This window comes from Novosphingobium sp. MMS21-SN21R (assembly GCF_031846015.1).
Lineage (GTDB): Bacteria > Pseudomonadota > Alphaproteobacteria > Sphingomonadales > Sphingomonadaceae > Novosphingobium.
Genome location: NZ_JAVRDU010000003.1, coordinates 304,444 through 317,750 on the forward strand (window position 1 = coordinate 304,444; position 13,307 = coordinate 317,750).

11 protein-coding genes are annotated in these 13,307 nt (G+C 60.4%); 5 read left to right on the forward strand and 6 right to left on the reverse strand.

From position 1 onward, the window contains the following. Nucleotides 1-153: 153 nt before the first annotated feature. Nucleotides 154-1,101, reverse strand: a complete 948-nt coding sequence (locus tag RM192_RS17635; protein WP_311508954.1) for an alpha/beta hydrolase — start codon at nucleotides 1,099-1,101, stop codon at nucleotides 154-156. Further along, nucleotides 1,098-1,871, reverse strand: coding sequence for an SDR family oxidoreductase (locus tag RM192_RS17640; RefSeq protein ID WP_311508955.1), 774 nt, complete (start codon nucleotides 1,869-1,871; stop codon nucleotides 1,098-1,100). The genes RM192_RS17635 and RM192_RS17640 overlap by 4 nt, the downstream gene beginning before the upstream one ends. A 175-nt stretch (nucleotides 1,872-2,046) precedes the next feature. On the opposite strand from RM192_RS17640, the gene RM192_RS17645 reads away from it, so the two are divergent. The 4 genes from RM192_RS17645 to RM192_RS17660 all read left to right on the forward strand — a co-directional run bounded on the left by RM192_RS17645 (nucleotide 2,047) and on the right by RM192_RS17660 (nucleotide 5,515). Continuing rightward, nucleotides 2,047-2,427, forward strand: coding sequence for a nuclear transport factor 2 family protein (locus RM192_RS17645; RefSeq protein WP_311508956.1), 381 nt, complete (start codon nucleotides 2,047-2,049; stop codon nucleotides 2,425-2,427). A 61-nt stretch (nucleotides 2,428-2,488) separates the two neighbouring features. Next, nucleotides 2,489-3,250: a sugar phosphate isomerase/epimerase family protein gene (locus RM192_RS17650; protein ID WP_311508957.1), complete on the forward strand. Its 762-nt coding sequence runs from the start codon at nucleotides 2,489-2,491 to the stop codon at nucleotides 3,248-3,250. A 135-nt stretch (nucleotides 3,251-3,385) separates the two neighbouring features. Next, a complete protein-coding gene (locus tag RM192_RS17655) occupies nucleotides 3,386-5,050 on the forward strand; it encodes an AMP-binding protein (RefSeq protein WP_311508958.1) in 1,665 nt (554 codons plus the stop codon). 69 nt (nucleotides 5,051-5,119) lie between these two features. Further along, nucleotides 5,120-5,515, forward strand: coding sequence for an MAPEG family protein (locus tag RM192_RS17660; protein WP_311508960.1), 396 nt, complete (start codon nucleotides 5,120-5,122; stop codon nucleotides 5,513-5,515). A gap of 38 nt (nucleotides 5,516-5,553) precedes the next feature. Here the strand turns inward: RM192_RS17660 and RM192_RS17665 are convergent, their stop codons facing one another. The 4 genes from RM192_RS17665 to RM192_RS17680 all read right to left on the reverse strand — a co-directional run bounded on the left by RM192_RS17665 (nucleotide 5,554) and on the right by RM192_RS17680 (nucleotide 11,918). Beyond that, nucleotides 5,554-6,279 (reverse strand): SDR family NAD(P)-dependent oxidoreductase, encoded by a 726-nt coding sequence (locus tag RM192_RS17665; RefSeq protein ID WP_311508961.1) that lies wholly within the window; start codon nucleotides 6,277-6,279, stop codon nucleotides 5,554-5,556. A gap of 46 nt (nucleotides 6,280-6,325) precedes the next feature. Beyond that, on the reverse strand, nucleotides 6,326-8,341 hold the full coding sequence (locus tag RM192_RS17670; RefSeq protein ID WP_311508962.1) for an NAD(P)/FAD-dependent oxidoreductase: 2,016 nt from the start codon (nucleotides 8,339-8,341) through the stop codon (nucleotides 6,326-6,328). Nucleotides 8,342-8,458: 117 nt separating this feature from the next. Beyond that, on the reverse strand, nucleotides 8,459-10,162 hold the full coding sequence (locus RM192_RS17675; RefSeq protein ID WP_311508963.1) for an FAD-dependent oxidoreductase: 1,704 nt from the start codon (nucleotides 10,160-10,162) through the stop codon (nucleotides 8,459-8,461). Between the two features lie 43 nt (nucleotides 10,163-10,205). Beyond that, nucleotides 10,206-11,918, reverse strand: coding sequence for a class I adenylate-forming enzyme family protein (locus RM192_RS17680; protein WP_311508965.1), 1,713 nt, complete (start codon nucleotides 11,916-11,918; stop codon nucleotides 10,206-10,208). 118 nt (nucleotides 11,919-12,036) lie between these two features. Between RM192_RS17680 and RM192_RS17685 the strand changes: the two genes are divergently transcribed. Then, nucleotides 12,037-13,287 carry an MFS transporter gene (locus RM192_RS17685; RefSeq protein WP_311508966.1) on the forward strand — a complete coding sequence of 417 codons (1,251 nt, stop codon included), beginning with the start codon at nucleotides 12,037-12,039 and terminating at the stop codon, nucleotides 13,285-13,287. Nucleotides 13,288-13,307: the final 20 nt, after the last annotated feature.

The following is a 13,307-nucleotide window of genomic DNA, read 5'->3' on the forward strand; positions in this document are numbered from 1 at the left end:
AAGACAATATGAATGCAACGTGATCTGTGCAATGCATTGTTTGCGATGAGGGACGGTTTCCCTGCCAAGCCCAAAGTTCTGCGGCACTTGGGCAACACTTACGTAGCTACATGTCTGCTCCGACCGATTTTATCCGCAGGGCGCTTGCGTCTGTCAGACCTTGTATTCGGCGCATTCTCGCAGCCATCGCGCCGCATCACCAAGCGCCGCTGCAGCGACAGGAATCGCAGCGGCGGCGGCCAGATATCCGTGAATCATCTGCGCATCGCATCGCAGGGAAACGGGCACGCCACCATCGGCAAGCCGGACCGCGTAGGCCAGCCCTTCACTGCGTAGCGGATCGAACTCTCCCAGCACGACCATCGCAGGCGGCAGTCCGCGCGTTTCCACGACGTGCAAGGGCGAGATTTCCGAACTGCACCTATCGACACCTAAAGGGCAGTAATGATCCCAGAACCACCGCATATCCGCCGTGGACAGCAGCCAGTTGCGTCCACCGATCTCCCGGTAGGACAGCGTCTGGAAATCGTGATCCGTCACCGGATAGGCCAGCAGTTGTCCGGCAAGAACCGGACCACCACGATCCCGCGCCCGGATCGCACACGCCGCCGCCAGATTGCCGCCCGCACTTTCTCCTGCCACCAGCAAAGGTCCGCTGAACGCTGCGGCGGCCCATTCAAGTGCCGCCCAGCAATCGTTCAGGGGATGCGGGTAGCTGTGTTCAGGGGCCATGCGGTAATCGACGCTGATGATCGTGCAGCCAGATTTCCCTGCAAGGCGGCGGCATGTGGCGTCAACCTGGTCCAGATCGCCAATCACCCAGCCACCACCGTGGAAGAACACGCACGTGCCAACCGGCTCGCCCAGCGGCTGGTAGATACGCACCGCAATCGGGCCGAGCGGCCCCTCGATTTCGCGATTTGTCACACTTGCCAGATCGGGCAGGTCAGTCGGCTTGGGCGCAGCCGCGATCCCGGCGCGCAGCAGTTCGCGCGCTGCAGCCGGAGACAACTGGTGAAAGTACGGCCTGCCTGCCGCCCGGTTCGCGTCGATGATAGCCTGATGATAGGGGTGGAGCTTGCGCGGATCTTCGGCGTTCACCCCTGCTGCTCCCGCAATTTGCGCCGCGCGGGGACATTCGGCTGGCCGGTGTGGCATGTGATCCCGCCATCTGCGGTCAGGATGGAACCAGTCATGTAGGACGCATCGTCCGAGGCGAGGAATGCAATGACGCTGGCCATTTCCTCAGGCTTGCCCATACGCGCCAGAGGAATGGGGCCAAGCCATGCTTCACGATCTGCAGGTCGGGCCACCGTCAGCGCGGTCATCGCTGTCTCGATCAGGCCCGGGCACAGTGCGTTGACGCGGATACCATCGCGCGCGCAATCAAGCGCCAACGACCGGGTGTAGTTGATCACCGCCCCCTTCGAGGCATTGTAGACGCCCATTCCATAGTCGCCGCCAAGGCCCGAAATCGAAGCGACATTGATGATGGCCCCTCCCTGCGCGCGCATCACGGGAATGGCGTATTTGCAGAACAGATAGATGGCTTTGGTGTTGATCGCGAACACCTTGTCCCACAACTCCTCTTCCATTTCAGGTGTTTCGGACAATGCGCCAAGGCCAGCGTTATTGACGAGAATGTCGATCCTGCCCCACTTGGCGACAGTGGCGTCGACCAGCGCAGCAACCTGCCGGGCTGAAGTTCCATCGGTCTCGATGAACGCAACCGAATCGCATGTGGATGCGGGCTCCTGAATGTCGGCGATCATCACTTTGGCGCCTTCAGCGGCCAAACGCGCGGCAACTGCTGCGCCAATTCCGTTTGCACCGCCTGTGACGATTGCGACCTTACCTGCAAATCTGGCCATGCCCATCTCCTGCTCCGTGGCGGGTATTCGCTCTTTGCGATATCGGTTGGCCAATCCGCATTTTTAGTCAATGCCCGCGTTGCATTTCCTTTTCTGCATGGGGGCGAAAGGCTATGCGCAGGGACATATCAAGAGCATCCGAATCGGTTGCCGGGCAGGATTGAGGAGACATTCGTTGAGCGCAGACATCACCCGTTCGATCAAGGCTGCGGAGCAGGCCCGCTGCGCCGCGATGCTCGCCAGCGACAATATTGCGCTCGGCGCTCTGCTCGATCCGCGTCTGCAATTCCACCACGCTACCGGCGCAGTGGACGACAAGGATGCCTACATGGCCAAGATGGCCGCCGGGCGCATCGAATACGTTGCGATTAACTGGTCCGAGGAAAAGGTTATCGCACTTGCCGCAACCGCAGCAATCCTGACGGGCCGGATGAACACCGATGTGCGTGTGGAAGGTGTGGACAAGGCGCTGGTCAACCGGGTGACGGCGGCCTGGAGCCTCAACGATGATGTCTGGCAGATGGTCGTATTCCAATCCACACCGATGGCCGGCTGAACTGGCCGCTGCCATGCATCGGCGCATTGCGATCAACGTGTTGAGCCTGGAACCTGCCGGATTGGACCGACAGGTAGATCTTGTTGCGCGCATCGGTGCCGGCGCGATAACCCCTGATGTTGCCCAGTTCGGCGCCTTAACACCCGCGCAGGCGGGGCGGCTAATCGGCGATGCGGGATTGGCCTGCGCTGCGTTGACCCATCGCGCTTTCGGATTTGCCGATCCCACTCTGATCCCAGCAGCACGTGAGCGGCTTGAACGATCTATTGCGACAGCGTCGAAAATTGGCGCGCCCTGCATCGTGATGACCACTGGTGGCCGTGGCACGCTTGACTGGCGCGATGCGGTGGCTCGCTTTGCCGAAGCCGTTGCCCCCTGTGCGGACCTTGCCCGCCAAGCCGGAGTTACGCTGGGGATCGAGCCGACCTCGCATCTCTATGCCGATGCTTCGATTGTGCATCGGCTGACTGATTGCCATACTGTGGCGCGCGCAGCGGGGATCGGCGTGGTCAATGACCTGTTTGCGTGCTGGGTGGATGCCGATATCGATATGGCACTTGTCGCAGCCACAGCGCTGACTTCGCTGGTGCAGGTGAGCGACTACGTTCCCGGTGATCGCGGCCTGCCTTGCCGCGCGGTGCCGGGCGACGGCGCCATTCGGCTTGAACGCCTGCTCCCCGCGATTATTGATGCGGGATACGCAGGATACTTCGATCTTGAAATCATCGGTCCACGCTTGTTGACCGAAGGTGTCGCGCACGGATTGCAACGCGCAGCGGCGCACATCGGGCGCATTCTCGACACTGCAGGCCTGACTGGCTGAAAAGGGCGACAGGATAGCGTGTTGCAATTACCCCGTGCTTGCGCAACAGCATGAACCGGGATTAATGCACGTGTAGCAGTTCATTTATTCGGCCCTTCCTCGCCGGGCCTGCAGCACGGAATGTGGATGGTTGAAATGGCCGATACGAATTGGACTCTGCGCACTGACCCCAGCGGTTTCCAGACGCGATGGTCACAGCCGCTGGCAGACCGCTACTTGGCCGAAGGGCACTGGACCAATACCACGCTGGTCGATGCTGCGCGCAAGTCTCTGTTGGCAGATCCCGACCACCTGCTGTTGATCGAGGGCGATGTGCGGCTGACCCGGCGCGAATGTTGGGACAAGGCGCTGAAGCTGGCGGCGTTTTTCCTTTCGCGCGGATTGAAACCGGGTGACGTGATTTCTTTCCAGCTACCCAACTGGGTGGAATCTGCTGTCATAGCGCTCGCCGCGCGCATGACCGGGCTGGTCATCAACCCGATCCCGCCAATCTATCGTGAATCCGAACTGGCCTATATCCTTGCCGACTGCCGTTCCAAGCTGATCTTCGTCCCCGGCACCTTCCGCAAGCACGATCATGCCGGAATGCTGGCGGGTTTGCAGGCGGACCTGCCGGAACTGCGCGACATTGTAGTCGTCCGCGATGGCGGCCCGCTGACGTGGGACATGGCACTGGCGCACGATGCTGCCGACGAAGCGGCGCTGCCCAAGGTCAATCCGTCTGCCGTGATGATGGTGATGTATACGTCGGGCACCACGGGCAAACCCAAGGGCGTTCTGCACACCCACTACAGCTATGATCACCGTGCCCGCGCGATGGGCGATGCGTGGAAGATCGGCCCTGAAGACGTGGTGTTCATGCCATCGCCGGTCACGCACATCACCGGCGCGCTCTGGGCGTTTGACCTCACGTGGATTCACGGCTCTGCCAGCGTGCTGATGGATGTCTGGACCGTCGAAGAAGGCATCCGCGTGATTGAGGAACACCACTGCACCGTCAATGGCGGGGCAACGCCGTTCCTGCAGCAATTGCTGGATACCGCCAGCAGCAGGCCCGAAGCGATTGCGTCACTGCGTCTGTTCTTCTGCGGCGGAACCACGGTTTCGCCGGACCTGATCCGCAAGGCGAGCGAGACTTTCCCCAATTGCCTGTTTTTCCGCTGCTATGGTTCGACCGAAATGGTCACGGCAACACTGGGCATCCGGGAACGCGAACAAGCAGAACTGGGCGCTGATACCGATGGCGAAATCGTCTATCCGGCAGAATTGAAGATCATTGATGCAGTCGACGACACGCCCCTGCCCCACGGCCAGGAAGGCGAGATCATCGCGCGCGGTCCGGGCCTGTTCTTCGGCTACGTCCACCCGGCCGACAATGAAGGCAACTTCATCGGCGATGGTTATTTCCGCATGGGCGACCTTGGCTGCATCGTGCACGACGATTACATCGTCATCACCGGACGCAAGAAAGACATCATCATCCGGTCGGGCGAGAATATCAGCCCTAAGGAAGTGGAAGATGTCCTGTTCAACCATCCAGCCGTGGCCGAAGTCGCCATCGTCGCGATGCCCAGCGCCGCCACCGGGGAAAAGGGCTGCGCCTTCATCATCCCGCGCGATGGCCAGACGATCGACCTTCCCGAAATCCGCCGCTTCCTTGATGAACAGGGTCTGGCACGCCAGAAGTTCCCCGAACATGTCGTGCTGGTCGATGATCTGCCGCGCGTCCCTTCGGGCAAGGTCAAGAAAGACGTTTTGCGAGTGATGGCCAAAGCAATCGCGGACCAAGCGGTTGCGTAGCACCGTTCGTCAATAGAACGGCTTCTGAACGCGCGCGCCTGTCCAGTCTACAAGCCTAAGGAGTATCGAATGCCGCAGGAACTGCACATTATCGCTCTGGGCGCCTTTCTCCTGCTCGTTCATATTTTTGTGGCCGGGCGATTCAAGACCAAGCAGTATGGCATCACCTGGAACACCGGTGCGCGCGATGAAGCGCTTCCCCCGCTCAATCCTGTGGCGGGCAGGCTCGTTCGGGCGCAGGAGAACTTTCAGGAGACGCTGCCGGTGGCCATTGTTGCCCTGATTGGCGTCGTGCTTGCCGGAAGGACCAGTGAAATGACCGCGCTGGGCGGATGGCTTTGGCTCGGTGCGCGGCTCGTTTACCTTCCGCTTTACGGCCTTGGCGTACCCAAAGTGCGAACGATGGTGTTCCTCGTCAGCATCGTCGGTTTGCTGATGGTGTTGTGGCCGCTGCTTTGGGGGTAAAAGCGTACTGCGCCGTCAAAACAGTCAGGCCGCTACCCTCAACGCCAGCTGAAACCGCCATCGACCGGCAGTTCAGTGCCAGTGGTAAAGCCTGAATCGTCGGTGGAGAAGAACAGCGCCGCTTTGGCAATGTCGCTCGTCTCGCCGAGCCGCTTGAGCGCGACGCGTTCAGCCGCGCGGGCGGTATGTTCGGGGTTTTCCCACAAGTAGCGCGTCATTTCGGTCTTGATCACGCCGGGGCAGATGGTGTTGGCGCGGATGCGCGGCCCAAGGTCCATCGCGATGGATTTGGTGAACATCGCCGCACCCGCCTTGCTGGCGGAATAGCCGGCCGTCCCCGGCATCGGCATCAGTGCGCTGACCGATGCGATGTTCACGATGGTGGCACCGTCAGCCGCTGTCAGATAAGGCAGCGCGGCCTTGATGATGTTGAACGGGCCGGTGAGGTTGACCGCGATCATCTTGTCCCAACTGGCGGGATCAAGATCGACGAAGGGCGTAATGTCGAGAATTCCGGCTGCGTTGATCACGCCATCAATGCCGCCCAACGTATCGCCTGCCATCGCGACGATGCGGTTGACGCTGTCCCGATCGGTTACATCGCAACCGTATCCCTGTGCGCCCAGGTCTGTCGCAACAGTAGCGACACCCGCCTCGTCACGATCAAGCAGGGCGAGCGATGCGCCCTCTGCGGCGAACAGGCGCGCAATTTCCCGGCCCATGCCGCTGGCAGCACCGGTAATCAGCACCTTGCGTGCGTTCATTCGCCCAGCCACGATCGTCTCCCTCCGCTTTTCGTCCTCCCCGGCATCAAACCGCCGGGGTAAACTCGTATTCCTCGGGCTTGAACACTTCAGTCATGTTCCGGTAATCGACCAGACGCCAAGGCGAAGCAGCGTGAACGCGGCCCGCGCCGTTCTTGTACCAGCTGGTAACGCCGGGGTGTGACCACACCAGTTCGCGGTGCGCGGCATCGACCTTTTCCTGATAATCCCAGAACGGCTCAGGCTTCACTTCAAGCGCCGCGTGGCCGCTTTCGATCAGTTCGCGCAAGCCCTGCATGATGTAACGGATCTGGCATTCGGAATGGAACACCGCGCTGCCGCCATGCGCCAGATTGGTGTTCGGGCCATAGATCACGAAGAAGTTCGGGAATTCGGGCACGGTGATGCCAAGGTGCGCGCGCGGGTCTTCATCGCCCCAGCGCTCAAGGATGGTTGCACCCCCGCGTCCTTCGATCTGCATCGGCCAAAGCATCCGGCGCGTTTCAAATCCGGTGGCCAGCACCAGAATATCGCACGGGTGCAGCTTGCCGTCCGCCGTCACAACGCCTTCGGGTTCAACGTGATCGATCTGATCATCGACCAGATCGACGTTGGGCTTGGTCAGCATGCGATACCAGTGGTTATCGCGCAGCATGCGCTTGCCATAAGGCGGATAGTCCGGCGTCGCCTTGCGGATCAATTCGGGATCGTGGCCCACTTCATTGGCGATATGCGCTTCAAGCTGCTTGCGGATTTCCGCGTTGTTGGCGTTGAGCGTGTGCTTCTTGTCCGGCCAGTTCGGATCCACCTTCAGGTTGTGGTGGAACGTGTCTGATGATGACCAGAACAGCTGGAAGCGGAACCACTTGGTGTAAAACGGGATGTTGTTCAGCACCCACTTCTTTGAATCCGTGACGGTTTCAAAGTACAGCGGGTTGAGCATCGCCCAGTGCGGCGAACGCTGGAAGATGGTCAGGTTGCCGACCACAGGCTGAATGGCAGGGCCAACCTGCATGCCTGACGCACCCGTGCCGATCATGCCGACGCGCTTGCCCGCATAGTCTGCCGAATGGTCCCAGCGCGCAGTGTGGAATGCCGGGCCATTGAAGGTTTCAAGCCCCTTGATCGGGGGCACCTTGGGCCGGTTAAGCATGCCCACGGCGCTGACCACGGCATTGGCGGTGGCTTTGTAAACCACGCCGTCCTTGCCACGGATTTCCGCATGCCAAAGCTGGCTTGGTTCATCCCAGCGCAGCGTCAGCACTTCTTCGTTGAAGCGGATGAATTCGCGCAGATTGTGCCGATCGGCATTGCGCTTGATATAGGCTTCGATCTGGTCACCCTTCGCGAAGAAGTGGTCCCAGTCGTTGTTGTTGTCGAACGAATACGAATAGAAGTGATTGGCGGTATCAACACCGATGCCGGGATAGGTGTTTTCGTACCATGTCCCGCCCACTTCATCGTTCTTTTCGATGATGGTGAAGGGAATGCCCGCTTCCTTGAGCTTGATCCCCATGCCGATGCCCGAGAAGCCCGCACCGACGATCAGCACCTGAAAATCGGCCAGGCGCTTTGGATCGGGCGTGCTGCGCCAGTGGACGGTCTTGGGATCGGTGCCCGCAAGGTCCATTTCCTCATCGACCATCGGGAAGTATTCCGGCGGCACGTCCTGACCGGTGCAGGCCTTGAGCATGCGCGGCAACAGGTAGGTCGGCAGTGAAGTTGGCAGCGACTTTCCGCTTGCGGCATAGTCGGCCAGAACATCGGCCACTGCCTCACGCATTTCAGCCTTCACGTCAGCCGGGGTTTCATCATGGAAGCTCCACGGCCCCTTGATATACTGGCCTACAAGCTCAAGCCACGCCGGATCGCCACCAAGGTGAACAAGCACCATCAGCAACGGCGCAGTATCGGCTGATTCGAGGTTCTTGATAAGTGCGGCGCGGTCGCTGACCAGAGCCTTCAATGCCTCGGTATCGTAATTCGTCGCCAATGCCACAGCCTTGCTCCTCGCATCCTGATCGCCCTGCCCCAGCGCACACCTGTCATTCGACATGGTCATTGCGTGGAACCAGCCCGGAATCCTCATGTCATCCGGGCTTGCTATCCTTGCACTAATACTTGCCGGAATTATTGCAATAGCATAGGTTCATTCTTTCATGAACCAACTCCTGCACGGTCAGAGCGAATTGCCAGCATTCGCAGCGTGCCTTGCCGCAAGATAGCCGAACACGAACGACGGCCCGACGCTGGAACCTGCGCCGGGATAGAAGCGCCCCATCACCGAGGCGGTGGATACGCCAGTGGCATAGAGTCCTTCGATGACCGCGCCGTCCTCTCGCAAAACCCGCGCATGGACGTCGGTTACCACTCCGCCATACGTGCCGACATCGCCCGGCCAAACCCTGGCCGCGTAGAATGGGCCTTCCTTGATGGTGCCAAGAGTGTTGGAAGGCTGGTGATAGTGGTCGCCCAACCATTCGTCATAAGCCCTTGCGCCGCGCTTGAATTCGTCGTCGCGGCCCAGACGGACCGCATCGTTGAAACGGTCAACCGTGGCGGTAAGCACGGCGGGTTCAACGTCGATCTTTGCGGCCAGTTCGGCAACTGTATCAGCACGGACAAGAAACCCGCTGTCGTACCATTCCTGCGGCTTTTTCGTGCCGGGCATCGTGCCGCAGAACAGGTACTTGCGCATGCTCTGTTCGTCCGAAATCCACCAGCTTGGTATCGCTGGCACGGTTTCGTTGCGCTTCAGCATGTTCTGGCAGAAGGCCATGTAGGAACCGCCTTCGTTCATGTAGCGCACGCCGGACTGGTCCACCACGATGCTATGCGGCTTGGAGTAGTTCATCTGCCCGCTGACGCGGCCAAGATCCACGCCCTGCCCGTTGGTGTTGGCTGCGCCCGGCGGGATGGTCATCTGGTTGCCCACGCGTTCGTTCATCTGGGCAAGCGCAGCGCCAAGCCCTTCCATCGTCTCGATCATCTCACCGGTATCGCCCGGCGTGGTTGCGGTCCATTCCACCGATGTGCCGGGAATATACCTGTCACGCATGGCCTGATTCTGGGCGAAGCCACCGGCGTTGACCAGAACGCCAAGCCGCCCGCCGATGCGCCAATCACGGCCATCCCTGTCGATCACGACCCCTTTCACCGCGCCGTCCTGCATGATGAAACCCTTGACCGCGCTGTTTACGCGCAGATCCACTCCGGCGTTGAGCGAGGCCTGCAACATCCGCCCCTGCAGCGCACCACCTGCCTGCGTCCACGATTTGCCGGTTATCTTTGCCGCCGCTGCGCGAAGACCGACCTTGAGCATCATCAGCTTGCCCTTGAGCGACGACTTGAACGTCGAAATCTCGAACGCTTCGCTGTGATAAGCCGGAATCGACATGAAGTTGGGACGCAGCTTGTGCTTCCATTCACCCAGTTCGTTGACATCGAACAGGTCGGCCAGAACGGTGCGACCGGGCACCGAGCCACCGGGCCGGTCATCGTAATAGTCAGGCCATGATGGCGCACGGCGCAGCTTTATGCCCTGTTCGACCAGAAAATCGATCATCCGGGGCGCATGGGCCACATAGGCCTGCCGCTTTTCCAGCGTCGATCCGGGCGCATCGACAGACTGGCCAGCAGTGGCCTCCATGTAAAGCATGGCCTGTTCGGGACTGTCAGCCACCCCGTCCTGCTTCATGAAGCGGTTGTCGGGTATCCACATCACCCCGCCCGAACGCGAGGTCGTGCCGCCGATCAGATCGGTCTTTTCGAGGATCACGACACTTTTGCCCTGCTTGCGCATGACCAGCGCGGCACACATGGACCCGCCACCGCTGCCGACCACGACAAAATCGAAAACCTCGTCGAAGGTTATGCCGCCCATCCTGCTATCCTCTCTCATTGTCCCGATCCGCTTCTGGTGCGGATTATGCGGGCCTGACTTGCTTCAGGAACTTGCCGCGATCCACCTTGCCCGATGCAGTTCGCGGCAAGGGATCAAGTGATAGCACCACCACGCGTGGCACTTTGTATATAGCCAGATGATCGCGGCAGTGCGCCTTGATTGCATCTTCGGTTACCGTCGCCTCGGCGCTCACCACCACATGCGCAGCAAGGCGTTCGCCAAGCCGTTCGTCGGGGAGGCCATAGGCGATGCAATCGCGCACGGCCGGGTGATCGGCCAGCACGCGCTCCACTTCGGCGCAATAGATGTTCTCGCCGCCCGAGATGACCATGTTCTTCTTCCGGTCGACAATCGTGACGATGCCGCTCTCGTCGATGATGGCAATATCGCCTGATGCCAGCCAGCCATCCTTCAAGGTTTCCGCAGTGGCCTTGGGATCGCCTAGATATTCGGTCATCAAACCCGGACTGCTGACCCAAAGCTCGCCCGCCTCACCGATAGCGGCTTCGCTACCGTCATCCCGGCGGACCGACAACCGGATACCCGGGGCAGGCCAGCCGCACGAACCGGGATTGGCCAGATAGGCAGCGCCGCTGATAGAACAGGTCCACGCCGTCGTTTCAGTCTGGCCATAGGTATTGGACAGCAGGCAATTGGGCATGCGTTTGCGAATTTCGGCCAGCAAGGTGGGGTTGAGCGCAGCCGCACCATTGGCCATGTACGCGACTTTCCCCAGCGTTTCGGGCGTGGCGCGCGGGCTGCGCAGCATATCCCACAGCATCGCAGGCACAAATGACAGGCGCGACATGCCCACCGTTTCGATCATATCGAAGGCGATATCGACGTTCCACTTGGTCATGATGTGGATGGTCGTGCCAAGGCTGATCGCGCGAAAGATCGGCATGATGCCAGACAGGTGGAACATCGGCCCCAGAATGACGGCAGGCGTTGTCATCGAGCGGCGGTCTGCGGGTAGGACTTCGCCAGTTTCCTCCTCATAGCGGGCATCCTGCACCAGCCCCATGAAGCAGGCGATAGCCACCGAATGTGCCAGCGCACCGTGGCTCAGCAGCGCGGCCTTTGGGAAACCGGTGGTGCCCGATGTGAACAGCACGATGCCGCCTGCGTCAGGATCGCATTGCTCAGGTGCAAAGGCTTGGTCGGCGTGGGGCACGGTCAAGGCGGCATAGTCGGCGTCCTTGCCCACGCGCAGCGACGCATCACCAACCACAATGCGCGGCCATTCGGGGTCGGGCAGGGCAGCAGCGATGATTGTGGCACAATTGGCGTCCATTATCGCCAGTTCGCACTGAGCGGTGGCAATGGCGCGCAGCATTTCGTCAGCAACGCCGCGGCTGTTGACCAGCGCGGCCACGCCGCCAATGGCGGTGATGGCAAGAACGCTGACGATCCATTCGATGCGGTTGCTCATCACCACCGCAACCTTAGTTCCTTGCCGAACGCCGAATTGCGTCTTCAGGGCATGGGAAAGCGCACCAGCCTTAGCGAATCCGTCAGCATATGTCAGGCTGCGGCCATCCTGAACGACCATGACACTGTCGGCATGTTCCATCGCTTGCCAGTAAAGCCCGGCAAGATTGCGCGGCGCGCCTGCAAACACTTCTTGCGGGATGCCGCGCACCATGACGGTTTCCAACCGGTGCGTGCCGTCTGGCCCCAGCATGCGTTGTGCAAGCGGGTCGGCAGCGTTGGCCAGCCATGTCGAATTCGGCACCTTTGTTCTCCAACATCTTGCGTCGCCATGCCATTTGTCGAGACAAGCGGGTCTGATGTCATTATGCAATGCCTGAAGCGTAATCAATCAATAGCGCAAGAATTTGGGAAGGATGCCGGTGTCCACGAGAATTGAAGGCAACGTGGCGGCCGAATGGCGGGCAAACTGGACGGTGGTCATGGCAGCATGCGCAGGCATGGCTATGGCGTCGATCATTTCTTACTCCAGCGGCCTGTTTATCGAACCGTTCGAACGCGAATTTGGGTGGAGCCGGGTGCAGATCATGTCCGGCCATTCGATTGCCGCGACTATCGCCGCTATCTGCGCCCCGTTCATGGGCGTTCTGGTAGATCGCTATGGCCCCCGGCGAATCGGCATTGCAGCGGTTTTCACAATTTGCGGATCAATCGCGCTGTTCAGCCAAACCGGGCCGGACATCTGGCACTGGCGGCTGCTGTGGCTGCCAATGACTTTGGGCATCGTGCTGGTTCAACCGATGGTCTGGACTGCAGCGGTTACCAGCCTGTTCTCAGCCGGGCGCGGTCTTGCGCTGGCCGTAACCTTGTGCGGTAGCAGCCTTGCGTCCATCGTGGTTCCCAAGATGACGCACTCGTTGATCGAGGCATTCGGCTGGCGACTGGCGTGGGTCGGCCTCGGTTCGATCTGGCTGGTGATTGCCATGCCCTTGATCTGGTTCTTCTTTACCAGCGTGGTCGATCGCGACCGCACCCGCCGAACTGAAAAGGTAGCTCCGGTAGTCCGTGCCTCGGTCTGGCAAAGCGGCATCCTGTCATGGCGCTTTCCGGTACTGCTCGTCGCAGGCGTGAGCATTGCGCTGGTCGTCGTCACGATGGTGGTCAGCATTGTTCCCGTATTGTCTGCCAGCGGCATTGCACGCGGGGATGCCGCATGGATCGCAGGATTGGTCGGGTTCACGGCCATTTTCGGCCGCCTTGCCATTGGTTCATTGCTGGATCGGATGGACGGGCGTCTGATTGCGGCCGCCTGCGTATCGATGCCGATTGTGGCGATTTTCCTGCTGATCGCGTTGCCCGGATCGATTGTTGCAGCCGCGATTGCGGTGTTGATCTTCGGCTTCTCGCTTGGCGCTGAACTCGATATCGTCGCTTACCTTACATCGCGCTATTTCGGGCGGGAGAACTTCGGCTTCCTGTTTGGCACGATTGGCGGCTGCTTGGGCTTTGCCAGCGGCAACGGGCCAGTGGCATTGAATGCCGTCTATGATGCGACCGGCAGCTATACCCCCGCATTGTGGGCCGCAATTCCATTGTGCCTGCTTTCGGCGGCGCTGTTCCTGTGCCTTGGCCGCTATCCCGATGCCGCGCCCTTGCAACCCGTTGCAGCTTGAGAGGCCTTGGCGGTGGGAAA

Coding starts and splice junctions, on each gene's coding strand:
- RM192_RS17640 (WP_311508955.1), bottom strand. CDS start 1,871: ATGGCCAGATTTGCAGGTAAGGTCGCAATCGTCACAGGCGGTGCAAAC.
- RM192_RS17655 (WP_311508958.1), top strand. CDS start 3,386: ATGGCCGATACGAATTGGACTCTGCGCACTGACCCCAGCGGTTTCCAG.
- RM192_RS17660 (WP_311508960.1), top strand. CDS start 5,120: ATGCCGCAGGAACTGCACATTATCGCTCTGGGCGCCTTTCTCCTGCTC.
- RM192_RS17665 (WP_311508961.1), bottom strand. CDS start 6,279: ATGAACGCACGCAAGGTGCTGATTACCGGTGCTGCCAGCGGCATGGGC.
- RM192_RS17670 (WP_311508962.1), bottom strand. CDS start 8,341: ATGACCATGTCGAATGACAGGTGTGCGCTGGGGCAGGGCGATCAGGAT.
- RM192_RS17675 (WP_311508963.1), bottom strand. CDS start 10,162: ATGGGCGGCATAACCTTCGACGAGGTTTTCGATTTTGTCGTGGTCGGC.